19 protein-coding genes are annotated in these 23,990 nt (G+C 46.2%); 8 read left to right on the top strand and 11 right to left on the bottom strand.

What is annotated here, in order from left to right; translation table 11 throughout:
* Positions 1-13 precede the first annotated feature (13 nt).
* On the top strand, positions 14-1,339 hold the full coding sequence (locus tag FN815_RS05570) for an FAD-dependent oxidoreductase (protein WP_142453638.1): 1,326 nt from the start codon (positions 14-16) through the stop codon (positions 1,337-1,339).
* Between the two features lie 33 nt (positions 1,340-1,372).
* Here FN815_RS05570 and FN815_RS05565 read toward each other — a convergent pair whose 3' ends face one another.
* The gene (locus FN815_RS05565; protein ID WP_246075164.1) at positions 1,373-1,717 is read right to left on the bottom strand and encodes a four helix bundle protein; all 345 of its coding nucleotides are present in this window, start codon (positions 1,715-1,717) and stop codon (positions 1,373-1,375) included.
* Between the two features lie 116 nt (positions 1,718-1,833).
* On the opposite strand from FN815_RS05565, the gene FN815_RS05560 reads away from it, so the two are divergent.
* Positions 1,834-2,136, top strand: a complete 303-nt coding sequence (locus FN815_RS05560; protein WP_142453637.1) for a ferredoxin family protein — start codon at positions 1,834-1,836, stop codon at positions 2,134-2,136.
* A gap of 95 nt (positions 2,137-2,231) precedes the next feature.
* Here the strand turns inward: FN815_RS05560 and FN815_RS05555 are convergent, their stop codons facing one another.
* Entirely contained in the window at positions 2,232-2,612 is a 381-nt protein-coding gene (locus tag FN815_RS05555; RefSeq protein WP_185957180.1) for a type II toxin-antitoxin system VapC family toxin, read from the bottom strand.
* A gap of 23 nt (positions 2,613-2,635) precedes the next feature.
* Complete coding sequence (locus FN815_RS05550; RefSeq protein ID WP_142453635.1) at positions 2,636-2,848, bottom strand: hypothetical protein; 213 nt, start codon at positions 2,846-2,848, stop codon at positions 2,636-2,638.
* Positions 2,849-3,322: 474 nt separating this feature from the next.
* Between FN815_RS05550 and FN815_RS05545 the strand changes: the two genes are divergently transcribed.
* Entirely contained in the window at positions 3,323-4,495 is a 1,173-nt protein-coding gene (locus tag FN815_RS05545; RefSeq protein ID WP_142453634.1) for an acyl-CoA dehydrogenase family protein, read from the top strand.
* 88 nt (positions 4,496-4,583) lie between these two features.
* On the opposite strand, the gene FN815_RS05540 is transcribed toward FN815_RS05545, so the two are convergent.
* The gene (locus tag FN815_RS05540) at positions 4,584-5,582 is read right to left on the bottom strand and encodes a hypothetical protein (protein WP_142453633.1); all 999 of its coding nucleotides are present in this window, start codon (positions 5,580-5,582) and stop codon (positions 4,584-4,586) included.
* A gap of 323 nt (positions 5,583-5,905) precedes the next feature.
* Here FN815_RS05540 and FN815_RS05535 point away from each other — a divergent pair, with 323 nt between their 5' ends.
* The 5 genes from FN815_RS05535 (at position 5,906) to FN815_RS05515 (ending at position 14,858) form a co-directional block, all read left to right on the top strand.
* Entirely contained in the window at positions 5,906-7,114 is a 1,209-nt protein-coding gene (locus FN815_RS05535) for an acyl-CoA dehydrogenase (protein WP_142453632.1), read from the top strand.
* Positions 7,114-7,431 (top strand): antibiotic biosynthesis monooxygenase family protein, encoded by a 318-nt coding sequence (locus tag FN815_RS05530; RefSeq protein ID WP_142453631.1) that lies wholly within the window; start codon positions 7,114-7,116, stop codon positions 7,429-7,431. The genes FN815_RS05535 and FN815_RS05530 overlap by 1 nt, the downstream gene beginning before the upstream one ends.
* Before the next feature lie 688 nt (positions 7,432-8,119).
* On the top strand, positions 8,120-12,736 hold the full coding sequence (gene gltB, locus FN815_RS05525) for a glutamate synthase large subunit (protein WP_142453630.1): 4,617 nt from the start codon (positions 8,120-8,122) through the stop codon (positions 12,734-12,736).
* Positions 12,737-12,829: 93 nt separating this feature from the next.
* Entirely contained in the window at positions 12,830-14,314 is a 1,485-nt protein-coding gene (locus FN815_RS05520; RefSeq protein WP_142453629.1) for a glutamate synthase subunit beta, read from the top strand.
* A 178-nt stretch (positions 14,315-14,492) separates the two neighbouring features.
* Positions 14,493-14,858, top strand: coding sequence for a hypothetical protein (locus tag FN815_RS05515; RefSeq protein WP_142453628.1), 366 nt, complete (start codon positions 14,493-14,495; stop codon positions 14,856-14,858).
* 15 nt (positions 14,859-14,873) lie between these two features.
* Here FN815_RS05515 and FN815_RS05510 read toward each other — a convergent pair whose 3' ends face one another.
* From FN815_RS05510 to FN815_RS05480, 7 genes are all read right to left on the bottom strand, one after another.
* Complete coding sequence (locus FN815_RS05510) at positions 14,874-15,095, bottom strand: ferredoxin (protein ID WP_221930251.1); 222 nt, start codon at positions 15,093-15,095, stop codon at positions 14,874-14,876.
* The gene (locus FN815_RS05505; protein WP_221930250.1) at positions 15,095-16,372 is read right to left on the bottom strand and encodes a U32 family peptidase; all 1,278 of its coding nucleotides are present in this window, start codon (positions 16,370-16,372) and stop codon (positions 15,095-15,097) included. Before FN815_RS05505 ends, FN815_RS05510 begins: the two co-directional genes overlap by 1 nt.
* A 111-nt stretch (positions 16,373-16,483) precedes the next feature.
* The gene (locus tag FN815_RS05500; protein WP_142453626.1) at positions 16,484-17,578 is read right to left on the bottom strand and encodes an NAD(P)/FAD-dependent oxidoreductase; all 1,095 of its coding nucleotides are present in this window, start codon (positions 17,576-17,578) and stop codon (positions 16,484-16,486) included.
* A gap of 69 nt (positions 17,579-17,647) precedes the next feature.
* Positions 17,648-18,112: a DUF2231 domain-containing protein gene (locus FN815_RS05495; protein WP_142453625.1), complete on the bottom strand. Its 465-nt coding sequence runs from the start codon at positions 18,110-18,112 to the stop codon at positions 17,648-17,650.
* Positions 18,113-18,125: 13 nt separating this feature from the next.
* Positions 18,126-21,215, bottom strand: a complete 3,090-nt coding sequence (locus FN815_RS05490; protein ID WP_142453624.1) for an efflux RND transporter permease subunit — start codon at positions 21,213-21,215, stop codon at positions 18,126-18,128.
* A gap of 18 nt (positions 21,216-21,233) precedes the next feature.
* The gene (locus FN815_RS05485) at positions 21,234-22,442 is read right to left on the bottom strand and encodes an efflux RND transporter periplasmic adaptor subunit (RefSeq protein ID WP_185957179.1); all 1,209 of its coding nucleotides are present in this window, start codon (positions 22,440-22,442) and stop codon (positions 21,234-21,236) included.
* A 14-nt stretch (positions 22,443-22,456) separates the two neighbouring features.
* Positions 22,457-23,701, bottom strand: coding sequence for a TolC family protein (locus FN815_RS05480; RefSeq protein ID WP_142453622.1), 1,245 nt, complete (start codon positions 23,699-23,701; stop codon positions 22,457-22,459).
* Between the last annotated feature and the right edge of the window lie 289 nt (positions 23,702-23,990).

Raw genomic sequence — 23,990 nt, 5'->3', positions numbered from 1 at the left:
CAAAATTTTCCTCATGGACGAAAAGTTTGATTGTATCGTAATTGGCGGTGGCGTAGCCGGATTGGCTGCAGCCATGACCCTGGCCCGCAATAACATGAAATTCCTGCTGATTGAGCGGGGTGAATTTGCCGGATCCAAAAATGTATCTGGTGGTGTGTTGTGGGGGAGCGATCTTGCCAAGCTCGTTCCAAATTACTGGGAAGAGGAAGACGGCGGCTGGGAACGGTTTATCAACCATCGCCGGCTTACGCTAATGGATGAGCAATCAGCTTTTACGCTTGATTTTAAATCCTCTCACTTTAATGAACCACCCTATTCCGGCGTGGTCGTTCTTCGTTCCAAGTTTGATAACTGGCTTTCCGGTAAAGTGCAGGAGGCGATTGATGCTTCTGATTTTGCTATGGATTCTTTCATCGCCACTAATATTAAGGTGGATGAAGTACTGATGGAAAACGACAAAGCCGTTGGGATTCGCACCGGCGAGGACGAATTCCACGCCGATTCCGTAATTATTGCCGAAGGAGTGAACAACCTGCTTACACGTCAGGTGGGTTTGCAGGATGATTATGTGCCGGCCGATCATATGCTCACCGGCATCAAAGAAATCATTCGGTTTGATCAGGAAGTGCTGGAGCAAAAATTTCAGCTGAACGAGCTAAGCGGGATGAGCAACGAGTTTGTGGGCTGGGCCACCGATGGCGTAGAAGGCGGTGGATTTTTGTACACCAACCGCGATACCATTTCCCTGGGATTGGTTCTGGGCATCAAAGACATGCGCGAAAAGAAGAAAAGCCCGCATGATGTACTCAATCACTTTAAGACCCATCCTGCCATTGCCGATATCATTAAAGGCGGTGAAGTAGTGGAATATTCCGCACACGTAGTTTCCTCAGGTGACAAGCGAGTGATGCCCAAAGAATTGTACAAAGAAGGTATCTTACTGGTTGGAGAATCTGCCAATTTGTTAATGAACGCCGGCAAAGCCATCCAGGGTATGGATTATGCGATGCGCTCGGGCATCCTTGCAGCTGAAACGATTGTAAAAGCCAAAGAAAAGGACGATTACAGCTCGGCTACTTTGAGTGATTATCGCAAGAAGATGGATGAGAGCTATGTGATGAAAGATATCAACGGATTCCAGGATGCCGTGCACCTGCTTCACACAGAAACTATGCAGCAGAAAGTACCAAATTTAATCTGTGATTTTGGCCGTCAGTTCTTCACCATCAAGAATGAACCAACGCCAAAATCCAAAGATATGCTGAAGGATGCAGTGAAGCGGCATGCTTCTTTCTGGGAATTGGTGAAATTAGGATTTAAAGCTGGAAAGTCTTTGTAAGTGAAAGGTGAAAAGGCAAAAGTAAAAAGGCACTCAAATCATATTTGATAGCATTGCGAAAACTTCATTTGCCAATTTTTCCAGCTTCTTTATTTCATCGTTTTTTAAATAATTGAGGTTAATCGAAATTTCTACTTGAGTATCGAGTTCTACTAATGATGATCTGGAAATACGGTAAAATCTTTTTCTGTCTTTGTCGGACTTTCGAGAAGAACCTTCTGCAATATTTGAAGGAATAGAGACAGAAGCACGTCGCATTTGACTTGCTAACCCAAAAGTTTCTGACTTAGGATAGCTTTCGGTTAACCGATAAATCTCACCAACTAATTGAACACTTTTTTTGTAAACATTTAAATTCTTATGATTTAGCTTGATCAAAGTACCCCCGATTTGGTTTATAGTTCATAAATAAATACAAAAAATTTACCCTTACGGGAAGTGAAAAGGACTCAATTTCACTTTTTCCTTTTCACTTTTCACTAAACAGAAAAACTATGAAAAACCTCAAATTAACAGAACGCCTTGGGTTGGTAAGCTACCGGAATCAATCCAAATCCGAGATTAAGCCCCATATTGTGGTGGATACGGATATTTGTAACTCCACGTGCCCCCATAAATGTACGACGTGGGTATGTCCGGCCAATTGCTATACCATGGATGAAAACAACCAGGTGCATTTTCAGGTAGAAGATTGCATCGAGTGCGGCACCTGCATGTATGCTTGCGACCAGGGAGCGGTAGACTGGAATTATCCCGATCCGGAAATTGGCCGAGGCGTAACCTGGAACTTCGGATAGATGGTGTTATGGTTTTACAGTGCTATGGTGTTAAAGTGTTAAAGTTTTTCCTAATTAACACTAACACCGTAACACTCAAACACCTTAACACCGTCTTAAAATCCTAAGTCTTGTAATACCTCATCTTTGGTTGCCAGCGGATATTCATTCAGGAGAGCGGTAGCAACAATCAGCCGGTCGGCGGGGTCATCGGGAAAATCTTCGGGGAGTTTATCCTGTGCGGCCACTACTTTTTCATCAATAGGCACCACTTTGCACACATCAGCCCGGGTAGCGAGTTCAATCCAGCTTTTAAAATCCGGGTACAGTTCAATCACTCCTTTTCGGTTTAACATTTCCGCTTCCCATACCGATGCTGCTGAAATAGCCGTTTCTTTGTTTTTTGCATGACGATGAAGGGTTTCGCGTTCTTCGTGGGTCAGGGGACCTTCATCCAGCAACCACCACAACCACACGTGGGTATCAAGTAAAATCAAAATAAATCCTTTTGGTTATCCTTTTAGCCATCAAAGCCGGAATGGCGGGAAGTGAGTCCGGAAGCCGACCCCTTGCCTTTCAATTCTTCCCATGGAGCCTCAGAGGTAGGATCCTTCAGCTCCAGTTCTTTGCTCAGAGAACGAATCACCAAGTCTTTGAAACTGATGCCGTCTTCTACAGCCTTAATTTTGGCCTTCTTCATTAAATCGTCGGGTATGTCAATAGATGTTCGCATATCCGCATATTAGCGTATTTGTGAATGCTTATCAAATTAAATAGTGACTGATTTTAGAAGGCTTCCGATTTAGCATGGTGCAAGTGTCCACTTATACTATCGCTGTTTGCTATTAGCTCAATTCATCTATATGGACTGCAATCCACCACTGCCCTCTCTCTGGATTATGGCTAAAAGTCAAATCCGGTCTCTCTCCTCCGAATGCTCGGAGCAGGCGATAGAGAGATAGGTTCTTGCCAATTTAAATGTTTTGATCTTTAGCTTATATACATCAATAACCATGAACCTGTGTCCCTCATGGAGGGACCGAAAAATCAGCTCGCTGATTTTGCAGGGAGGGCAGTCAACAGCGAGGCAAGCAACTATCCACCAACCTTCATTTTTTTACACAATCCCGAACGATATTTTAAAAAGAATCCGTTATCTTGGAAGCGTTTCCAATAGTGAAATACAAACAGATATTATTTCAGATTTATGAATGAGGTTTTAGAAAAAGGTTTATCCTTTGAGCTCACGGAAGATCAAAAAATGATTCGTGACAGCATCAAGGAATTCGTAGAACGTAATGTAGCGCCTACGGTTATGGAGAGAGACAACAGTAAGGAATTCCCCCATGAGATTGTGGATCAATTAGGAGAATTGGGAATGCTGGGCATCTATCATGAAGAGCAATATGGTGGTGGCGGCTTTGACGTAGTCAGCTTCTGCCTCGCGCTCGAAGAAATTGCCCGCTGGGACGCCTCCCTGGCTTTGACTGTTGCTTCCCATACCTCCCTGGGCACCGGACATATTGCCCTGGCCGGTTCTCATGAGCAAAAATTACAGTACATGCCGGATCTTACCTCCGGAAAAAAATTAGCGGCCTGGTGCCTCACCGAACCCGGTTCCGGCAGCGACGCCTCCGGAATGAAAACCACCGCCATCAAAAAGGGTGACCATTATATATTAAACGGTTCCAAGATTTTCATTACACAAGGTTCTGTGGGTGATACGTATGTGGTATTGGCCAAAACCGATCCCGACAAAGGAACCAAGGGTATCTCGGCTTTTATTGTAGAACGTGAATGGGACGGTGTGAAACCCGGACCGGGTATGCATAAGCTGGGGATGAATTCTTCAGACACTACGGAAGTGGTATTTGAAAATGTGGAAGTACCGGCCGAAAACCTGTTGGGTGAAGAAGGACAGGGTTTTGTGGACACCATGAAAGTCTTGGACGGCGGTCGTGTGGGAATTGCTGCGCTGTCCGTGGGTATTGCCCGTGGATCCCTGGAAGAATCCCTGAAATACTCTATGGAGCGTAAACAATTTGGTAAAGCCATCGGTGATTTCCAGTATTTGGAAGGTAAGATGGTAGACATGGCCACTGAAATTGATGCCGCCCGGCTTCTCACCCTCCGCGCTGCCACGCTAAAGGATCAAGGCAAGCCTTACACCTCAGAAGCCTCCATGGCCAAACTGTTTGCTTCCGAACTATCCGTTAAGGCCGCACTGGAAGCTATTCAGATTCATGGCGGCTACGGATATACCAAAGAATATCATGTAGAGCGTTTTCTGCGGGATGCCAAGCTAATGACCATTGGCGAAGGCACTTCCGAAGTTCAGCGCCTGATCATTGCAAGGGAGCTAAAGAAGTCTCTGGTATAACTTTTTAGACTTTGTTGTTGGATAACTTAAGCGCATGGCTTTCGGGCTGTGCGCTTTTTTTATAATGAGACTATTCGAAAAGTGGAAATCACTGGATCTTTTTGATTTCATATTGGTAGATGACATCTGATGCTTCACTGTATACAAACAGATGCGTCTCGCTATTTTGAATCAATTTAGCAGGGATATCTAACTTGTACTTTCCCACCATCTCTTCTTCTACTAAATCATATTCATAGACTGTTTCAGTTTGATACTTCCCATTTTTACTATCTACAATTAGAAAAACCCGGTTGGGATCTAAGGGGTTATCGGATATGTTCACAAATTTCTCTTCCAAATCTTGTGGCGGAATGCTTCCAACAAATTCTCCCATTCTTGCTGATATTGGTTTGGGATTCCCCGGATTTAATACCTGAATTGTTTTTAAATATGAGCCGGTATTTCTTTCCCATACCATCATATCACCGTAATATGTATTGATATGTACCAAATATTTATCAGTTAAAGCAACAAAACCACTAAAACGAAAAGCTTTACTATCCTTCTCCGGTAAATTATATCTTAGTTCCTCTTTTTTCGTATTCGGATCATACTTTACATAGCGAATCCCCAAGGCTGTATTCTGTACTTTGATTAAGAATTCCTCCTCACCAGAAATGTTATAAATAGTTCCCACATTACTTCCCTTATCAAAAAGGACTGTTTCATTTGGTTCACCACGATGAGACATCGTTATCATTCTTCGTAAATCAAGATCTCCTAAAATAAGCTCATCCTTTGATATGGAGATTCCAAATGGACCGCGAAATACTTCGTTTGGCCCTCGCCCTTGGTTAAAAGTAAAAAAGTTGATCTCCCTTTCTTCGGTATCAATAGAATAGATCCTTTGCAAATTTGGACATACAGAGTAAAGCATTCCTTCTTCGTACTCCAAAAAGGAATGATAAAAGCCTTCCTCTAACTCATACCTATAATCTAATTCCAATTGAATTGGACTTGTGGATTGGCCTACCGCGAAATCCAACGTATTTACAACCAAAAAGATGACGATGTAAATCTTCCCCAAAAATAGTTTATCTATCATTTTATTCTCTATTTTGTTAACCCCTATACAGTAAAAACAGCGTTTTATTTCTGTTTAAAAATTAATGTACTTCTTAAATATCAAAAAGTCATTTAACAAAAAATTAATAGTCACCAATTTAGAGCCCTAATATGATAAGTAGATAGTACTACCGGTACTATCTAGACTAGAAAGTTGAAGCCTGAACCCATCATTTATAAATATCGACTGGCTGATAATAAGTAGTTAAAATTTTCAACTTCTGGCAAGAAATGCTTTTATCCACTACCGCAATTTTCTTACTATCCAACAACACAGAATTTTTAGACTAAATAGCTCCCGATATGGCCAAGAACCTGTTTAATACCGATGACGCCTTTCTTTTTGAATCGGAACTGAATGAGGAGGACCGCCTCATCATGGAAACCGCGCGCGATTACGCTCAATCCAAGCTGGAGCCCCGCGCCCTCAAAGGAAATACCGAGGAATTTTTTGACCAGAATATCGCCAAAGAAATGGGAGAAATGGGGCTGCTTGGGGTGACCATCCCGGAAGAATATGGCGGCTCCGATGCCAGCTACACAGCCTACGGACTCATCGCCCGCGAAGTAGAACGGGTGGATTCCGGCTACCGGTCGTTTATGAGTGTGCAATCGTCTTTGGTGATGTACCCGATTTCAGAGTTCGGAACAGAAGAGCAAAAGCAAAAATACCTGCCCAAGCTGGCCTCGGGTGAAATGATTGGCTGTTTTGGATTGACTGAACCCGATCACGGCTCCGATCCCGGTTCCCTGGTAACCACGGCTGTTAAGACCGATGGCGGCTGGATTTTAAATGGTGCCAAAATGTGGATCACGAATTCCCCCATTGCTGATTTAGCCGTAGTCTGGGCCAAGGCCAAAGAAAATGAAGGAGACGAAGGCGTAATTCGCGGCTTTCTGGTGGAAAAAGGAACCAAAGGATTCTCCGCCCCGGCCACTAAATACAAGATGAGCTTGCGGGCTTCCGAAACCGGTGAGTTAGTATTTGATGACGTATTTGTGCCTGATGAAAATGCTTTCCCGAATATAAAAGGACTTAAAGGCCCGTTCATGTGTCTCAACTCCGCCCGTTATGGCATTGCATGGGGAACCGTTGGGGCGGCCGAATTCTGTTATCAAAAAGCACGGCAGTATGTGCTGGATCGCAAACAATTTGGTAAACCACTGGCTGCCAATCAGCTGATACAAACCAAATTGGCCAACATGCTCACTGACATCACCTCCATGCAGATGCTGGCCTATAGATTGGGCAAACTTAAAGATGAAGGACGGGATCATCCCTCTATGACCTCTCTGGCCAAACGCAATAACTGCGGCAAAGCCCTCGAAATTGCCCGTGTTTCCCGCGATATGCACGGCGGCAACGGCATCACCGGCGATTACCGGGTGATTCATCACATGGTGAACCTGGAATCGGTAAATACTTACGAAGGCACCTACGACATCCACGGACTCATACTTGGACGTGAAATCACCGGCATCCAGGCTTTCACCCCAAAAGGAAATGAGTGATGATTACACGCATCTGGCACGGCTGGACCTCCCCCGAAAATGCCGACGCCTATGAGCAGGTATTATATAAGGAAGTGATTCCCGGCATTGAAGCTAAAAACATTGAGGGTTTTCAGAAGATAGAAGTCCTTCGACAGGAGCATCAGAACGAAGTGGAATTCGTCACCATCATGTATTTCGATGATCTCGACGCGGTCAAGGATTTCATGGGTGGAGATTATAAAGTGGCCCATGTACCTGCTGCAGCACAAAAGTTATTGAAGAGGTACAATAAACGGTCCGAACATTATCAATTAAGAAAAGAACAGGCCTATTAGTTATCACCTCAATCCTTGATTTACCCTATTAAAGGCATCAAAAACGAATAAAAGCCGGAGCCTCTTTACCCCAATTTCACGCACAGCTTTTCACAATTTCTTCATTTAAGTGCTACAAAGACATTCATACTTTCCTACTGGTATATACAGCCTTAACCTATTGCATTACAGTAGTTTGTAGCAAAATATATCCCTTTTAAGTTATTCAGGAATTTCACTCTCATTTGCGCACAAGAAAAGCGCTTACTTCCCTACCCAGAACTCGAATTCGGCGATTGCAAAACTTGCAATTCTGAGTAATAGCATTTTCCATTACAATACTTGCTTTATTTTTTTAATATTTAATAGCGATAAACGCAATAGTTCCAAATTTTTTGAACCTAAAAATTATTATTGCTAAAAAGTTTCGATCCAAGAAATTCAGGTAGCAATAATTTTGAAGCAGCCAAAATCACCAGCTTTAATTTGGAAAATTCGGAACTTATGTTATTTATCAGTTAAGTAGCTAAGCGAAAGGGATGGACAGCCTACATTATATGATCTGAAAGCAAGTACCGGATCTAAAAACAAATCGTATTCTCAGTCTTAAGGTTGTCTTAAAACCTGTCCGGAATCAGGCAGATTGATCAGGTACGTTTCGGTTGGCACTTATCACTCACTCAATTAGAACATCGAAGTTAGGAATAATATGAAGAAGGTAGGAACTAAAAGTCCCCCTAATAAGCAGGGATTATATAATCCTGAACACGAGCACGATGCATGCGGTATTGGTTTTGTTGTTAATATAAAGGGGAAGCAATCACACAAAATCGTGAATCAGGCACTCACGGTTCTCCGCAACCTTGATCACCGTGGTGCAACCGGAGCAGAAGCTAATTCTGGTGACGGTGCCGGTATCTTGATGCAAATTCCTCATAAATTCCTGCAACAATCTTGCGAAGGCTTAGGATTTGATCTTCCTGAACCCGGTCAATATGGTGTTGGAATGATCTTTTTACCCGGAGAGCGTGAAGACCGCTTGCCCTGTGAAAAAGTAGTAGAGCGAATTGTAGAAGAAGAAGGACAAGAAGTTTTGGGCTGGCGTAAAGTGCCTACCGATAACTTCCACCTGGGCGATACCGCAAAGGCTTCAGAACCATCCATTCGTCAGCTATTTATAAAGCGCAGCCCGGACCTGGAAACAGAGCTGGATTTTGAACGCAAACTGTATGTGATCCGCCGGCGTGCCGCACGAGCTGTGGAGGACATGGAGCAAGAGATTTACGAAAAAGAACTTTTTTATATCTCCAGTTTCTCCTGCCGTACCATTATTTATAAGGGAATGTTGACGCCCAAGCAGGTTGAGGTTTATTTCTCTGATCTGCACCACCCGGACATGGAAACCTCCATTGCCCTGGTTCACTCCCGCTTCAGTACCAACACCTTCCCGAGCTGGAAACTGGCACACCCTTATCGATACCTTATTCATAACGGAGAGATTAACACCTTACGGGGCAACCAAAACTGGATGCGAGCCCGTGAAGGACAGCTGGATTCCGAACTTTTTGGGGAAGACCTCGACAAAATCTTCCCAATTATACAGGATGGCGGTAGTGACTCTGCCAAGTTTGATAACTGCCTGGAGTTTCTGTCGCTTACCGGCCGCTCCCTACCCCATGCCGTGATGATGATGATCCCTGAACCCTGGGAGAAACATCAAAGCATGGACAAAGACAAAAAAGCTTTTTACGAATATCACAGCTGCCTGATGGAGCCCTGGGACGGCCCCGCTTCTATCGCTTTTACCGATGGAAAGATTGTAGGTGCTACACTTGACCGTAACGGCCTCCGCCCTTCACGTTATTATGTAACCAGGGATGACACCGTGGTGCTGGCCTCAGAAGTAGGCGTTTTGGATGTGCCGGAAGAAGACATCGTTAAGAAAGAACGATTACAGCCCGGCCGCATGCTGCTTATAGATACCGAAAAAGGCCGCATTATTAGTGATGAAGAGATTAAGCAACAAATTGCCACCGAACATCCTTATGGAGAGTGGCTGGAAGAAAACCTCATCAACTTTGACAAGGTAACTGAAGAGTTGATGTATGAAGAGCCGGACATCCCCCATGAAGAAGTGGTACACCGTCAGAAAGTATTTGGCTACACCTACGAAGACCTTAATGTTAATATTGGTCCTATGGCTGAAAATATGCTTCAGCCGGTAGGTGCTATGGGTAACGATGCGCCAATGGCGGTCTTATCCAATCAGCCTCAGTTACTGTACAATTATTTTAAACAGTTATTTGCACAGGTAACCAACCCTCCTATCGATCCGATCCGTGAGGAATTGATTACTTCCACCGAAACCATTTTGGGCAGTCAGGGTAATATCCTGAACCCAACTCCGGAAAGCTGCCGACAGATTGAGCTGGCTTCGCCGGTACTGACCAATGAAGAGATGGAGCAGCTCCGTGAACTGGAGTTGAGAGGCTTTAAATGCCAGGATCTGCCAATTTTCTTTGAAGCCGGATCCGGTGGCGAAGGGCTCGAAAAAGCCCTCGACAATTTATTCGAAGCTGCCGATAAGGCCATTGACAAAGGAGCTAACATTCTGATTCTCTCCGATCGTGGCTTTGACAGCGAGCATATCCCGATCCCTGCCCTCTTAGCGGTAGCCGGCCTGCATCACCACCTGGTGCGCTCTGGTAGCCGAACCAAAGTAGGCATCGTGTTAGAATCTGGTGAACCTCGTGAAACGCATCACTTCTGTACCCTGCTGGGTTACGGTGTAGATGCGGTGAATCCCTATATGGCCTATGAAAGTCTTTATGACTTGATGCAGGAAGGCTTTATTGAAGGCATTAGTTATGAACGCGCCATTAAAGGTTACAACAAAGCGGTAGTAAAAGGCATTGTTAAAGTGATGTCTAAGATGGGTATTTCAACCATCAAATCTTACCGTGGCGCACAAATTTTTGAAGCCCTTGGCCTCAGCAAAGAGGTTGTGGACAAATATTTCACCTGGACTGACTCCAGAATTGGAGGTATTGGTTTGGACGGCATCGCCAAAGAAGCAGAGATGCGTCACCGAAAAGCCTATCCCAATATCCAAACAAATGGAAAAGTGTTGGAAGAAGGCGGCGATTACAAGTGGCGTAAGAAAGGTGAATACCACATGTACAATCCCGAAACCGTACATACGCTGCAGTTTGCCAGTAAAACCGGTGATTACAAATTGTACAAAGAGTACGCGCGTATGATTGATGATCAACTGGATCCCGCTCCTACGCTGCGCCATTTACTGGACTTCAACTTTGAAAAAGATCCAATTCCTATTGATGAGGTTGAATCGGTTGAATCCATTTGCAAACGATTTAAAACCGGGGCCATGTCCTATGGATCAATTAGTGAAGAAACCCACGAAGCCATGGCTATTGCCATGAACCGTATTGGCGGCAAGAGCAATACCGGCGAAGGTGGTGAAGATCCCAAACGCTATACCCTTGACGAAAACGGTGACTCCCGCAACAGTGCGATTAAGCAGGTAGCCTCCGGACGCTTTGGTGTAACCAGCGAATACCTGACTCAAGGCGAAGAAATTCAGATTAAAATGGCCCAGGGTGCCAAGCCTGGTGAAGGCGGTGAGCTGCCCGGCCGTAAAGTATATCCCTGGATTGCCAAAGTAAGGCTTTCCACGCCCGGTGTTGGGTTGATCTCGCCCCCTCCTCACCATGACATTTATTCTATTGAGGATCTGGCTCAGTTGATTCATGACCTGAAGAATGCCAACAAGAAAGCCCGCATCAATGTGAAGCTGGTTTCATTGGTTGGCGTAGGAACCATCGCTGCCGGTGTTTCTAAAGGTCATGCCGATGTTATTTTGGTAAGTGGCCACGATGGCGGAACGGGAGCATCACCCCAAACTAGTATCAAACATGCCGGACTGCCATGGGAGCTTGGACTTTCTGAGACCCATCAGACCCTGGTATTAAATGATCTGCGCAGCCGGGTGACTCTTGAAACCGACGGACAGATTAAAACCGGCCGGGACATCGCCATTGCTGCGCTTCTTGGAGCTGAAGAATATGGCTTCGGTACAAGTGCATTGATTACCCTTGGCTGTATTATGATGCGTGTTTGCCATCTGGATACCTGTCCGGTAGGCATCGCCACTCAAAACCCGGAACTCCGTCACAAGTTTAAAGGCGATCCGCAGTATGTGGTGAACTTCATGAAGTTTGTGGCTCAGGATATGCGGGAATACATGGCTAAGCTCGGCTTCCGCACGGTTGATGAAATGATCGGCCGAACCGATAAACTGAAGCAACGCAAAATCGATCACTGGAAAGCCAAATACCTGGATCTTTCTCCAATACTTTACAAACCTGAAGCCAAAGATGGAGTGGGAATCAGGAAGCTCATCAATCAGGACCACGGCTTAGAAAACTCTTTAGATATTCAAACCCTGATGGATATTTGCGAACCGGCTCTTGCCAACAAAGAACCAGTAAAAGCAAAACTGCCCATACGAAATATCAACCGCGTGGTAGGCACAATTGTAGGCAGCGAAGTAACCCGCCGTTACGGACGGGAAGGTCTGCCGGAAGATACCATTCACCTGAATTTCAAAGGCTCAGCCGGACAAAGTTTTGGTGCTTTTGTGCCCAATGGAATGACCCTGGAGCTGGTTGGTGACGCCAATGATTACTTTGGCAAGGGACTTTCAGGCGGTAAACTCATTCTTTACCCGGATGAGGCCGCGCACTTCAAACCCGAAGAAAACATCATTGTTGGTAACGTATCCTTTTATGGCGCTACCAGCGGAGAAGCATACATCCGTGGCATGGCTGGAGAGCGTTTCTGTGTGCGAAATAGTGGAGTTAAAGCCGTAGTGGAAGCCGTAGGCGATCATGCCTGCGAATATATGACCGGCGGACGCGTTGTGGTATTAGGCTCTACCGGACGAAACTTTGCTGCGGGAATGTCAGGTGGAATTGCTTACGTACTGGATGAAGTAGGCACCTTTGCCCATAACTGCAACACCGAAATGGTTTTCCTTGAGCGTCTGGAAGACGAAGAGGAAATCAAAGAAGTGAAGCAAATGATCCGCAGACACTGCGATTACACAGACAGCAATAAAGGTTGGAAGATTTTGGCCAAATGGGACGAAATGATTTCCAAGTTTGTGAAAGTGATGCCCAAAGATTTCAAGCGCATGCAGGAATCTATTGCTGAATCAGAACAGCAGGGTTATGATGGCGAAGATGCCGTCATGGAAGCTTTCCTGGCAAACAAGGCTGACAAAGCCCGGGCTGCCGGCAACTAACGAATCACCAACCAACCTCGGGGCTGAACATTAACCTGCAGCCCTGAGGTACCTCACTTTTTGCTAAAACATTAAACATAAGTTTTTATTGACATGGGTAAGACAACCGGCTTCATGGAGTATGATCGTAAAACGACTCCTTACCGTAAACCTGACGAACGTATTGACAACTGGGAAGAATTGTATGAACCTCTTTCCGAAGAAGAATTACAAAAACAAGGGGCCCGCTGTATGGACTGCGGCATTCCCTTTTGCCACACCGGAGCAGAAATCAGTGGCAAATCTCTGGGATGCCCCATTCACAACCTCATTCCTGAGTGGAATGACCTGGTATACCGTGGCAAGTGGAAAGATGCACTGCACCGCCTGCACAAAACCAACAACTTCCCCGAATTTACTGGCCGCGTATGCCCCGCTCCCTGCGAAGGTTCCTGCGTATTAGGTATCACTGATCCTGCCGTAGCTATCAAGAGTATTGAACAGGCTATTGTTGACAAGGGTTTTGAGGAAGGTTGGATTGTTCCTGAACCGCCAGAGACCAGAACCGGAAAAACGGTTGCTATCGTAGGCTCCGGACCTGCAGGATTGTCCGCAGCAGCACAGCTGAATAAAGCCGGGCACAAAGTTACGGTCTATGAACGAGCTGACCGTATTGGCGGACTGCTGACCTATGGCATCCCCAACATGAAACTGGACAAATCCATCGTAAAACGTCGTATTGATATTCTGCGTGAAGAAGGCATTGAGTTTGTGACGAATACAGAGATCGGTACCGATATTCCAGCTACAGATCTCCAGGAAAAATTTGATGCAGTTATTTTAGCCGGTGGCGCCACCAAGCCACGTGATCTTCCTATCGACGGTCGCGATCTTAACGGCATACACTTTGCTATGGAGTTTCTGCATGCGGATACCAAAAGTCTTTTAGACTCTGACCATGAAGATGGAAACTTCATCTCGGCAAAAGACAAAAACGTAATTGTGATTGGCGGTGGAGATACCGGTACCGACTGTGTGAGTACCTCGCTGCGACATAAGTGCAAGGACCTCACACAGTTTGAGATCCTTCCTAAGCCACCTGGCGAGCGCTCTGAGGATAACCCCTGGCCACAATGGCCCAACGTCTATAAAGTGGATTACGGGCAGGAAGAGGCTGCCGAAAGGTTTGGCGACGATCCGCGTCAGTATCAGGTAATGACCAAGAAGTTTGTAGGCGATAAAGATGGTAATGTAAAAGAACTCCATACCGTACAAATTGAATGGGTTACAGACGAAAACGGTCGTAAAAGACCGGAAGAAATTGAAGGCACAGAAAAAGTATGGAAGGCAGACTTAGTACTGCTGGCCATGGGCTTTCTGGGACCTGAAAGTCCGGTACTGGATCAGCTTGAAGTTGAGAAAGATGAGCGTTCTAATGCCAAAGCCGAACATGGTGCTTATGACACCAATGTGGAAGGTGTTTTTGCCGCGGGTGATATGCGCCGCGGACAAAGCCTGGTAGTTTGGGCTATCAACGAAGGCCGCGGAGCTGCACGCGAATGCGACCGCTGGCTGATGGGAAGTACCGAACTGCCTTGATAAGCACTCGTTTTCTTGAAACAGTATGTATACAAAAGCCCGTTTCACTGCGGGCTTTTTTTATTTTCAAAAATACTATCAAGCCTCAAAATTTTTTCTGTATTTCACGGAAAGCACACAATTTCAGAATATTGTTAGCGTAGTAAAGTCTACACATTAAATAACTTGGAGAGATTAAATGAAGAGAACGTTTCCCATCAACCTACTCCTATTTTTCGCCCTGCTCATCGGCATCACTTCTTGCAGCGAAAACACCTTAGGACCAAAAGATTATGCAGGAGTTTATACGGCAAAGAAAATCGGGCAAAATGTGACCATTCCTCTCACCATTTTCAAAACCACTGATGGCCGGATTGAAATTGAAACTCAATGGCTTTCCAATGGGATGCAAACTGTGTCCGCAAAGCTGGACGATAAGAAATTTAGCTTTAACCAAGAGGTTTGGGGAGAGCAAATAGTTGGTTCAGGTACTTTCAAGAAAGGAACTATTTCAATTATATATCAGGCTCAGGGTAATACATACCGGATTATTGCGAGTCAGTAGGCTAACGGCTATAGCTTAATCATCAATACGAATAATCCCCACCGGACAGGCGGCAGCTGCACGTTCGTTAAATTCGCGTTCGTGCTCGCCAACTTCAGCGCGGTGTACCCGGCCTTTTTTCTTGCCGCCAACGAGGACGCACTTTCCATCCCGCTTTGACATCTGCCAGCGTTCGGGCCAGGCTTCCACACAATAATTACAGCCGATGCATTTATCCCGATAAAAAGTAATCCGCATCAGTTTCTATCCTCCCAGATGTACACTTTGTCGCCCTCTCGCACTTCTGCTTCCATTTTTATGGTGCAATCTTGTCCCTGTTCTACTTTCTCTGCCGGTTGCTCATCCACCCACAGAGAATCCACTTCCACTTCAGCCACACCGGTTTTATTCCCAATGATTAGCAGGAAATCCCCAGGTTTCACTTCACGGGCTTTGATCCGTATATGTGCCACTTTGGCTTTGGGATAGTAATGCAGCACTTTACCCACAAAGGTTTTCTCTTTGGTAGCAGCCGAACCATGTACTTTGCTCCACTCACCCAAACGGCGGCCCAGATAATAACCATCCCAAAAACCCCGGTTATACACCTTCTCCAAATCATCTTTCCACTCAGCCAGTTTTTCGGGGGTGAAGGTTCCCTCTGAAACGGCCTGTGCCGCTTCTTTGTAGCAGCGGGTTACCGTTTTTACATATTCGGGTGAACGGCCCCGGCCTTCCAGTTTCAACACCTCTACCCCGGTATCCAATACCTGGTCCAGAAAATCAATGGTACATAAATCTTTGGGAGACATGATGTATTCGTTTTCAATCTCCAGCTCCACACCTTCATCATTCGTCACCCGGTAGGCATGGCGGCAATTCTGTTTACAAGCACCCCGATTCGCGGATGAGTTGTAGGTATGCAAACTCATATAACATTTACCTGAAACGGCCATGCATAAAGCTCCGTGGGCAAAAATCTCAATTTGAACCAGATTGCCTGAAGGTCCTGTTATATTTCGCTCCTTGATGCCCTCTACAATCTTTTTCACCTGGCCCAGGCTTAGTTCTCTGGCCAGTACCATCACATCCGCGAAATGACTGTAAAACTCCACCATCTCAATATTCGAAATGTTGGCCTGGGTGGAAATATGCACTTCCACGCTCTGTTTGAATGCATAGGAGATAGCCGCCTGATCAGCCGCAATGATAGCTGTAATACCATTTTCTTTCACGGCATCGATAATGCGCTTCATCAGTGGCAAGTCATGATCGTACAGTACCGTATTTAGGGTGAGATAGGTGCGAATGCCTGCCTTTTGTGCCAGCCCGGCTATCTCGGGCAAATCGGCCATGGTAAAATTATTGGAGGCCCGGGCCCGCATATTCAGCTGTTCGATGCCAAAATAGACCGAGTCGGCACCACCTTGAATAGCCGCCTGTAACGAGGACCAATCCCCCGCTGGGGCCATAATTTCCGTTTTATTTATCAGCGTGCCATCGGCAGTTGGCTGAAGCATAGTTTCTTCTTTCATATCAGAATGGATACCTCATATTTTAACCGACCGGAAAGGTGCTTCCAATAAACACCAATCCATTTTAGCAGAAGATCCCAATAGAATATGTAGGTGGTATGAAGAGCCTAATTAGTCACCATCAAAGCGTTTAGTATCCAGCTCTTCAGGAATAGCAGCCCCACCAACCAAATGCTCAGCCAGCAAACTCCCAACATATTGTGAAAAGAGCAGTCCCTTTGAACCCATGGCCGTATATATACATAAGTTTTTGTGTTCAGGATGACGTCCAATTACCGGCAGTTTGTTAGGCGTGGTAACCCGCACTCCGGCCATCTGGTTCTTCTTATGAACCTTATCAACCAAACCGGGATACATTTTCTCAAGTTTTCCCTTTATTTGCACAAACGCTTTTTCTGAAGTGCTCAGATCCTCAAATTTATGCTCGTAGGTTGATCCGACTATCAGATCCCGCTTTCCACGCCTTAAACTGTAGCCCATGGCAGATGTGGCATGTTCCCACTCCAAATCCTGATCGGCTTCAAAATGGACAATCTGTCCTTTTACCCGGTGCAGTGGCAGGTATTCCCAATCCTCGAAAAAAGGCGTCTGATGACCCGCTGCTATTATTACATGCTCTGCTTCAGCTTCTGTTCCTTCCCCAAACTGTATTGTAAATCCGTCATCCTTTTTATGGTGATGATACTGAGCTGTTTCATACCTGCAATCCACTCCTTTATCGCGCAGATACTGCCGAAAAATGTTTTGGTAATTATCCACCAGTACTGTAAAGCCTACATCCAAAAACAATGCACCATGATTCGGTGCAATATTAGGGTTGAAGGCCATGACATCATCTTTTTCCATCCATCGGATCCACCCCTTCGGCCAGTCATATTTCTCCAGCGATTCCCGAAAATTCTCCGCCAGCTTCTCATTTATCGCAGGCCGAATGGCCCCAGTATCGGAGATAATAGGTGTATCTTCGGCAAAATCTTGCAATTCTGTAATGAGGTCCCTCAGGGCGGGCAAGCAAAGATGCACATTCCACGACATTTTCGCGCGCCGGCCTGTGGCTGGATTAACCAAAGCTGCGGGAGGTCCGGGTGCCGTTTCCGAGACATTCGGATCAATGAGTAAAACCTTCTTATTTCGATTGGCTAATTCGTTTGCGATAGCGGTCCCTGCTATTCCGGCTCCAAAGATCGCTGCATAAAATTTTTCCATAAAGGATGAATCTATTTTCGTTGGAAATCACACCTCGTAAAGTATCATCAATTGACCTTAAATTAAACGCTATTCATCCGAAGTTTGAACGACTTCCGTATAGGCTTCAGAGTGCCGGATTTTCCCCCCTTCGTATGCCGTATAGGTCAATAATCCCAAGGTAATCAGGGCGGTTAATAGAATGGCAATATTCAAGCCCGTTTCGAAGCGGAGTTTTAATTTACGTGAGGCAAGGGCGCCTATGCTCAGGAATCCCATCACCACTGCAAACCACAGAGAGATCTCAGCAGCCTCTTCATGATCATGAATAGTATCGTGAGAAACGGAAGCTACCTCTTCTACAATATCTTCGGCTGATTCGCCGGTTTCAATTGCCAGGTAACTGCTCGCTGCTCCCACAATAAATAATACAAAGGCGATATTGCGGATGGAAACTTCTTTTTTGTACATCCCCCACGCCAGAATCAAAATGCCAATCAGCGTAGTAAAAATAGGGATGTGATTTACAATCAGATGAAGATGTGCTGCATTCATAGTAACTCCTTCTCTAAAATTCCTGTTTCTTCTCCACAAGTTCTTTTCCCTTTTCCATCCAGTGGTAGATGGTGGGCAGAACCAGTAATGTAAGCAGTGTAGATGTCACCAGTCCTCCAATCACTACAGAAGCCAATGGGCGTTGCACTTCGGAACCCGGTCCTACATTGAAAGCCATGGGAAGGAAACCAAGGCTTGCTACCAGTGCCGTCATCAATACCGGGCGCAAACGATCGGCTGAGCCCTGAATCACCGCGTCTTTCAAGCTGGTTCCCTCTTTGCGCAGATCATTCAGGTGTGATATCAATACGATACCGTTCAACACCGCAACGCCAAACAAAGCCACAAAACCGATGCTGGCCGAAACGGACAGATACAACCCGCGCATCCACAGGATAAAAATACCGCCCGATAGAGCCAGAGGCAAGTTTAGGAAAATCAACATAGTAAATCGGAATTTACCAAACATCATGTACAGCAAGCCAATGATGATCAGCAGGGAAAGCGGCACCACCAACAACAAGTGATTCATAGCTCGCTGCTGATCTTCAAAAGCCCCGCCATACTGCAGAAAATAACCGGCCGGCACCTCCACTTTTGATTCTATAGCCTGTTGCAGGTTTGCCACATAGGTTCCGGTGTCAATATCGCGGATGTTTATGCCCAGTATGGCACGCCGCCAGCCGTTTTCACGGGCAATTTCGCGGGGACCTTCTTCAGCATAGATGTGTGCTACCTGCTTAAGGGGAATATATCCGCCATTAGGCAGCTGGATGGGAACATCCATGATTTCCTGGAAGGAATTCCGCAGGTGTTCCGGCAAACGCACCACAATATCGAAGCGACGCTGACCTTCAAAAATCTGTCCGGCCGCACTCCCGCCAATGCCAGTTTCAATCACATGCTGTACTTCGTTCACATTTAGTCCATAAGAAGCCACCGCCTCGCGGTCAATTTCGATATTGAAATAAGGCTGCCCGCTGCTTTGCTCCAGGTAATGGTTGTCGGTTCCTTCCAAATCACCCAGTATTTGAGAGATATCCCGGCCAATTGCATCCAGTGTTTGCAAATCTTCTCCGAATATTTTTACGGCGATATCTGATTTCACTCCACTTGTCAGCTCATCTACCCGCATGGCAATAGGTTGGGTGAAGTTATAAGACAGTCCGGGCTCGGTTTCCAGGTAGGGGCGAATCAGGTCAATAATGCCTTCCTTATCCAATCCCTCCCGCCATTCTTCTCTTGGTTTCAGCACTACCCACACATCGGTTTGATGCACGCCCATCCAATCGTTAGCCAAATCTGAGCGACCGGTTTTAGGCACCACCGTTTTTATCTCGGGGATGTTTGCGGTGAGCTTTCCGGCCAGCCAATCAGCATTTTCAACGGACTCTTCGAGGGTAACAGAAGGCATTCGTACCTGCTCAATCAGGATGGAACCCTCGTCCAGTTCCGGCAAAAATTCGGTCCCAAGAAATGGAAGGACCGCCAACGAGGCAAGAAATACCACCACGGCTGAACCTACTGTAATGGCTTTTTTATTTAAGCTGCCTTCCAGGAATTTTTTGTAGCGGGGACGCAGCCAGTTGATGACCACATTCCTGCGGAGCTTCACCCCGTTTTTAAAGATGATGGCCGACATTGCCGGGATGTACACCAGAGCTAATATCAGCGAACCAAATACAGCCGTAGCTACCGTTATAGCCATCGGGCGATACAAGATGCCCTCCATTCCCGAAAAAGTCATCACAGGTACGTAAACCATCAGGATAATCAGCACTCCGTAGAAAATGGGTCGTGCTACTTCATGCGCTGCCTCACGGATTACCATTAGTTTCGATTTTTTCCCGTCATCATGGTTGAGGCGGTGGACGATATTTTCGACCATTACTACCGAACCATCCACGACCATACCAAAGTCGATGGCTCCAAGACTCATCAGGTTGGCAGCCAGCCCCAGCTGATCCATTCCAATAAAAGCAAAAAGCATAGATAAGGGAATCACTGAAGCCACAATTAACGCCCCGGTGATTTCACCCAACAGCAATAACAACACGGCGATTACGAAAAAGCCTCCTTCTACTAAGTTGGTTACAATGGTATCCGTCGTGCGATCCACCAAATCCGATTGATCATAGAATTTCTCGATGTACACTCCTTCAGGCAGACTCTTGTTTACCTCGTCTATTTTCTCATCAATATCGGCAATCACTTCACGGCCATTGCCCCCGCGCAGCATCATTACGATGCCGGTTACAATCTCGCCGTTTCCGTCTTGGGTTACTGCCCCCTGACGCAGTTGTCTTCCGAGCTCTACATTGGCTACATCCTTTATATAAATCGGGCGGTTGTCCAATTCTTTAACGATGATATCTTCAATATTTTGAGCCGTACTGATTTGGCCAAAGCCCCTGATGATGTACTGTTCCCGATTATGTTCCAGGTAATTTCCACCAGAAACGCTGTTGTTGTTTTCAATGGCATCGGTGAGGTCTTTCAGGCCAATCCCGAAATTCCGAAGCCGGTCGGGATCAACCTGTACTTCATATTGTTTCACAAAACCGCCGAATGAGTTGATCTCCGTTACCCCTTGCACGGTTTTAAGCTGAGGAGCAATCAGCCAGTCTTGTATGGTACGCAGCTCGGTCAGGGTCTGATGATTTCCTCTTACTACATACTGCACAATCTCCCCTAAAGCCGTTGAAATAGGCCCCAGTTGCGGTGAAGAAACCCCTTCCGGCAGCTCACCGGCAATACTTTGTACACGCTGGCTTACCAGTTGGCGGGCAAAATAGATATCGGTACCTTCATCAAATTCTATGGTTACGGCAGACAACCCAAATTGCGAAATAGAGCGTACTTCTTTGATATCCGGCAACCCGTTCATGGCCGTTTCGATGGGATAGCTCACCAGGCGCTCTACATCATAGGGTGAATAGCGGCCGGCTTTGGTAATCACCAGCACTTGCACGGGCGTCACATCCGGCTGGGAGTTGATGGAAATATCCTGTAGTGAAAATATACCGGCTACGGCCATTAAGACTACCAATGACAAGGCCACAAATTTTTGCCTAAGACTGAAATCAATGAGGTTGTTTAACATGGGTTCTTCTGCTAATATTTAATCTGCAAATTGTTCAAAACGCTCAACAGCCTTCAGGCTGAATATCTGCGACACCGCTACTTTTTCTCCCGTTTCCAGTCCGCTATTCAGGATAGCATGTTTTGCCGTAAGCCGGGCGATCTGCACCCTGCGTAATTCATATTCCAAACCGGAATGCTGTACAAAAACCGTGGCATTGTTCTGCTCAAACTGTACAGCGGAAATGGGGATACTCACCGTGTTGTTCGCTGGTTTTGCCTGATACGACACCCGCACGCTTTGCCCAACCATCGGCCAGTTTTGGGTAGTTCGTACAATGGAGTTCAATACCACCGACCGATTATTCTGATCAAGAGCGGGATTCACGGTGGTCACCGCGGCATCGATAGTGTGAGCGGAAACGCCTTCCCGGCTGGCACGCTCGCTTATGGTTACAGCCATACCCGGTTGGATAAATATAGCGTCTTCGGGAGCTACAAATCCTCGCACCAATACTTCGGTGTTGTCAATGATATCCAGCAGTTTCTGATACGCCGTGACCGATTCGCCCATCTCAATCAGGTGCTCGTTTAATATTCCGTCAATGGAGGCATACAAGGTGAGCTTGGCGTTTGGATCGGAAGTTGAAGGATCCCATTCCTGAATTTGTTGATTCGTAATGCCTATGGCCTTGAGACGTGCCAGCGCTGCACTTTGTTTGGTTTGAGTCCGTTGCAAATCGGCTTCAGCGCGTTCCAGAGTACGCTGGGGACTGATTTTCTCTTCCGTCAACACCTTCAGCCGCTCTACCTGCTGTTGCTGGTAGGTGATTTCTGCCGTGGCTTCCAGATAATCAGCCACCAGGTTGGCAAACTCCAGGCTCTCGAGCTCCAGTAACGGATCACCTTTCGATACCTTCTCTCCCTCGTGGGCATAAATGTTTGAAACCCGTCCGTTAATAGGAGCACTCACAACAGAAATGCGTTCGGGGGCGGCAAATACTTCGCCGGGAGCGTCAATGGAAAAACTGACCGGATCGGAATCTACCGTATAGGTTTGAATCGCCAGGTTATCCGCCTGTTCCTGAGTTAGCTTGATGGTTTGTAAGGTTTCGGAAGCCTGCAACGAAGGCGGAACGCCCGGGTCTTCTTGGGGGGAGATGTCCTCTTTGCCCGAGCAACCTGCCAGCCCAATTAGCACAGCTGTTGCCACCGTTACAATTTTTCTTTTGTGGGATGAAGCGTTCATTGGAAGTCTCATATCTAATTAAAAATGATGTCGTTTTGCAGAAAGCGTTCCAGTTCAATGATGGTGAGGTAATAGTCACGCAGCGTGCGGTAGTAGGCCTCTTGGGTTCTCAGGTAGGTGCGCTGAGCTTCCAGCAGGGTCAGCAAATCCAGCTCACCCATACTGTAGCCGGTTTGGGTCATTTGTACCAGCTCTTGCGACTGTGCCTGGATATTACCCTTAAAGCGCTCAATGTTTGTTTTGGCCGTTTCGTAACTGTGCCAGGTTTGCTCGGCCTGTTTTTTGATGAGGAGCCGGATGTCTTCATATTGCCACTGAGCCGCATTTTCCATGGCATGCGCCTGCTGCACTTTGGGGGATTGTTTGGCAGCAAACCAAAGCGGAATAGAAAGGCCTACTTCAAAGCCATAAAAATCATAATCGTTACCAAAATCCTGCCGGTAGTAACTCATGTTCAGATCCGGCAAGTACGCACTTTTGGCCACTTTGACCTGGTAAGCAGCAGCACTTACCTGCTGCTGCATTTGTTTTAGTTTGGGGTGATCCTGAAGCCGGTTCATTACCTCTTCCTGGTCAATAACTACGGTGAGGTATTCAAGCGTATCGGGAAAGCTGATGTCATAAGTCTGATCTTCCGGATCTAATCCAATGGACTGAAATAAATCATATCGAGCATTCATAATCTCCCGAAACGTTGATTCCATGCTGTTTCGGGCTTCTTGCAGCTGTAGATCAGCCTGCATGGCATCAATCTCGGACGACTCGCCCATATCGGCCCGAGCCTGCGCGGCCCGTTTCAAATCTTCAAAGAGTCCCACCTGTTCGCGCGCCAGCTTGCCCGATTGCAAGGTGTACGCCAGGCGGGTATAGGAAGCTTTAACATCGGCCTTAACCTGGTTTCTGAGGTCGTCCAATTTAAGTTGCAGCGATTCAGTAGTAGCCTTTTCCTGCTTCACCCGGTAATAACTGCTAAGCGGAAAATCCATGCCTTGGGTGATCGACCACCGTTGCTCCATAAAAGCACCATCGTTGATACCTTCTTTGAAGTAATTGATTTGAGGATCATCCAGCCCCCAGCTTAGTACCTGTTGTTTTTGCTGTGCCACAATCTGTTGCTGCAGGATATTGATTTGCGGATGCTGGCGGTAAGCAATCTCCAGCGCTTTTTCTACACTTAGTGCCAAAATATCTGCAGTATCTGCAGGACTCGTACCCATTTGAAAAAGCATCAAAACCAGTGTTAGAAAAGAGTGAAACATATTGGTTTACTTTTGAGCTTTAAGAATTCGCCCAAAAGCTACCTAACAAATCTGTAGAGAAAATGGATTTGGGGATGAACTTCATCTGCCGACTTCAGTTCGTCCGATGAATGTGGAGGTAAACCGATATGCATGGTCTTTAAAAAATCGTCAGGTACTGTGTTAAAAATCAAGAGAAACTTCTATTTTTATGACTTCAAAGAACATCATGATGCCTTTGCATGTGATGTATCTACAGTAGCCTTGCCTTTGGCAGGGCTACTTTTTTTATGGGTGGCTTGGTGGGCTT

Source organism: Gracilimonas mengyeensis, assembly GCF_900182705.1.
In the GTDB taxonomy this organism is placed as follows: Bacteria; Bacteroidota; Rhodothermia; order Balneolales; family Balneolaceae; genus Gracilimonas; species Gracilimonas mengyeensis.
Note: the sequence above shows the minus strand (reverse complement) of the source record. Positions and strands in the feature narration are given on the sequence as shown.

Excerpts from the sequence above, each read along its gene's own strand:
- FN815_RS05495 (WP_142453625.1), bottom strand. The coding sequence starts at position 18,112 with ATGAATGCAGCACATCTTCATCTGATTGTAAATCACATCCCTATTTTT.
- FN815_RS05505 (WP_221930250.1), bottom strand. The coding sequence starts at position 16,372 with ATGAAAGAAGAAACTATGCTTCAGCCAACTGCCGATGGCACGCTGATA.
- FN815_RS05515 (WP_142453628.1), top strand. The coding sequence starts at position 14,493 with ATGAAGAGAACGTTTCCCATCAACCTACTCCTATTTTTCGCCCTGCTC.
- FN815_RS05530 (WP_142453631.1), top strand. The coding sequence starts at position 7,114 with ATGATTACACGCATCTGGCACGGCTGGACCTCCCCCGAAAATGCCGAC.
- FN815_RS05560 (WP_142453637.1), top strand. The coding sequence starts at position 1,834 with ATGAAAAACCTCAAATTAACAGAACGCCTTGGGTTGGTAAGCTACCGG.
- FN815_RS05570 (WP_142453638.1), top strand. The coding sequence starts at position 14 with ATGGACGAAAAGTTTGATTGTATCGTAATTGGCGGTGGCGTAGCCGGA.
- FN815_RS05485 (WP_185957179.1), bottom strand. The coding sequence starts at position 22,442 with ATGAACGCTTCATCCCACAAAAGAAAAATTGTAACGGTGGCAACAGCT.
- FN815_RS05500 (WP_142453626.1), bottom strand. The coding sequence starts at position 17,578 with ATGGAAAAATTTTATGCAGCGATCTTTGGAGCCGGAATAGCAGGGACC.
- FN815_RS05550 (WP_142453635.1), bottom strand. The coding sequence starts at position 2,848 with ATGCGAACATCTATTGACATACCCGACGATTTAATGAAGAAGGCCAAA.
- FN815_RS05520 (WP_142453629.1), top strand. The coding sequence starts at position 12,830 with ATGGGTAAGACAACCGGCTTCATGGAGTATGATCGTAAAACGACTCCT.
- FN815_RS05540 (WP_142453633.1), bottom strand. The coding sequence starts at position 5,582 with ATGATAGATAAACTATTTTTGGGGAAGATTTACATCGTCATCTTTTTG.
- FN815_RS05535 (WP_142453632.1), top strand. The coding sequence starts at position 5,906 with ATGGCCAAGAACCTGTTTAATACCGATGACGCCTTTCTTTTTGAATCG.
- gltB (WP_142453630.1), top strand. The coding sequence starts at position 8,120 with ATGAAGAAGGTAGGAACTAAAAGTCCCCCTAATAAGCAGGGATTATAT.
- FN815_RS05480 (WP_142453622.1), bottom strand. The coding sequence starts at position 23,701 with ATGTTTCACTCTTTTCTAACACTGGTTTTGATGCTTTTTCAAATGGGT.
- FN815_RS05510 (WP_221930251.1), bottom strand. The coding sequence starts at position 15,095 with ATGCGGATTACTTTTTATCGGGATAAATGCATCGGCTGTAATTATTGT.
- FN815_RS05490 (WP_142453624.1), bottom strand. The coding sequence starts at position 21,215 with ATGTTAAACAACCTCATTGATTTCAGTCTTAGGCAAAAATTTGTGGCC.
- FN815_RS05545 (WP_142453634.1), top strand. The coding sequence starts at position 3,323 with ATGAATGAGGTTTTAGAAAAAGGTTTATCCTTTGAGCTCACGGAAGAT.